The sequence below is a fragment of the Helicobacter pylori genome, from assembly GCF_014496965.1.
GTDB lineage: Bacteria > Campylobacterota > Campylobacteria > Campylobacterales > Helicobacteraceae > Helicobacter > Helicobacter pylori_CZ.
The window spans coordinates 1-2,374 of sequence record NZ_JACTCR010000030.1; the positions used below are offsets into that span (position 1 = coordinate 1).

Annotated in this window: 2 pseudogenes; both read left to right on the forward strand. The window is 38.1% G+C overall.

The features are described 5' to 3' along the window. Positions 1-2,090, forward strand: a pseudogene (locus H7O61_RS07720) (putative barnase/colicin E5 family endoribonuclease); the annotation flags it as partial. Next, positions 2,077-2,374 (forward strand): annotated as a pseudogene (locus H7O61_RS07725) (hypothetical protein); the annotation flags it as partial. The pseudogenes H7O61_RS07720 and H7O61_RS07725, both read left to right, overlap by 14 nt.

The window sequence follows — 2,374 nt, forward strand, 5'->3', positions numbered from 1 at the left end:
AATCTTACACAAAAACCTCTAACAAGTCAAGAGGATTTACTAAAAACACCAAAAAACACGGCTCAACATTCGCAAGATTTAAGCCCGCTAGAACTTGCCCAAGCTGAAAAGCTTGCAAAATTAGAAAGCGAGCAGTTAGAAAGCGAAAAAGAGTTTTTGAAAGCTAAAGAGCAAGAAAAACAACGAAAAGTTGCGTTAAAAAAGAAATTAGAACACGAGCGAGGGAATGCGGGCAACATTGAAAGCCAGACTAAAATATAAGTAGGAGAGGATATACCTACACAAATACAAGCGCAGATCCCAAAAAGCCGAGTGAGGTTGAACGAGCGAGAGATTTACGATCTAGACTATGCGATCGTGAAAGCTAAAGATCTAAAACCGAGTTTTACCACAGGAGGGACACAAAAACGCACCGACATGAACGAAGAACAGATTAAAAGCATCGCGCAAAATTTTGACCCTAAAAAGATATTCGGGAGCGGAGGTTTTGAAGACTTACCGATCATTTTACACGATGGCCAAGTGATTGCAGGAAACCACCGCATCCAAGGCATGCTGAACTTCACGCCAAAAAGTAGATACATTTACCACAGAGCGATAAAAGAATACTACAACATAGACTTAAAACCGGACGAGTTGTTAGTGCGCGTGCCAAACAAACGCCTAGACAACACCGAGATCAACAATTTAGCGGCTTCAAGCAATCAAGGCCGTTTTAATAGCGAAAGCGATCATGCGATAGCGGTTTTAAGCCACTATGAAAGCAAGTTAAAAGAATTAGAAACAAAATTAAACGCTGATAGCGTCTATTCGTTAAAAAATATTGTTGCTAATAACCTTAATTTTGACAAAGCGACTCACCCTAATGTGGGCGATAGTAATTTAGCGCTTTTAATGTATAACATGCCAAGGACCAAGACGCAAGGGATAGAATTACTCAACCGCTGGCAAAAAGAATTTTCTAACGACATTAAAAGCTATGAAAAAGTGAAAAAAATGTTTGTAGATAACGCCGGGAGTTTTCATAATCTCATTCATGACATGAGTTTTCCTAATGTGAGCCTGAACGCTTATTTAAGCGACATTATGGATCGCAGTTTTGCCAATTTAAAGAATTACCCAACCACGAGCGAGAGCTTGAAAGATTTGAGCGAGAAATTCTATAAAACGAGTTCGTTAGACATGTTTGAAAAGAGTGATCAAGCGACTAGCGATATCAGCGAGATTTTAGGAGGAGCAATAGCAAGGTTTGCGAGGTTTGATGATCCGTCTAAAGCGTTATTTGAAGCTTTGAGAAGCGAAAACATTAAAAAAGGTTTGAAAGAATTTAAGATCGCAGATGTTACAAAGGACATGTTTAGCCCTAATAGTAAGGAATTTAAAGACATTGATATTTATGACTTTACGCATTACCTTTTAATGGTGAATAGAGAACCTAGCGATAATAACCCCGCTTTAAATCGTTTGATAGAAGCCATAAAGGACATGCAAAAAGAGAGCGAGAAAGGGATAAAAAAACAAAAACTTGAAACGCCTAGCGAGTGGGGGCATAATTATAGCGAGTTTAAGGGTGATGGCTTAGGAGCGATTAACAAGCTATTAGAAACTAAAAAAGGTTTTGTAGCAGGAGCGTTTTATAAGGAAGGTTTAGGGGATATTGATTTAGTTTGGGGAACGCAAAAGACTAAAGATAGCAACGGTTATGGGTTAGCGCATATATTAGAGCGTAGAATATCTAACGAGATGAAGAAAGGACTAAATGAAGCAGAAGCTAAAGAATACGCCTTCAATATCGTTAAATCTATCCCTGAAGTGTTAGAGAAAGGCACTAAAGGCACGGATCATTTAGGGCGTGTGTTTGTGAATTATGATAACAAGAGAGTGGGATTAAACAATACATGGGATAAAAAAAATTTAGAAAATCACTGGGTAGTAAGCAGTTATGAATTACGAGACACAGCAGAGAAGCCCACGAGTTTTCCGACTCCGCAAGCAATCACTAAAGAAAAGCACATTCATTCTTTAAACTCCGTTGAACCTAATCCTACCACAAAAAAATTAAATAAGGAATAAAAAATGAATTACCCTAATTTGCCTAACAGCGCTTTAGAAATAAGCGAACAGCCCGAAGTGAAAGAAATCACTAACGAGCTTTTAAAGCAATTGCAGAACGCTTTAAAAGGTAATCATCTTTTCACCGAGCAAGTGGGATTAAGCCTTAAAGGCATCGTTAGGATTTTAGAAGTGCTTTTAAGTTTGGATTTTTTCAAAAACGCCAATGAGATCGATAGCAGTTTGAGAAATTCTATTGAGTGGCTTAAGAGCGCCGGCGAGAGCTTAAAAACTAAAATGAAAGAATACGAAAACTTTTTTA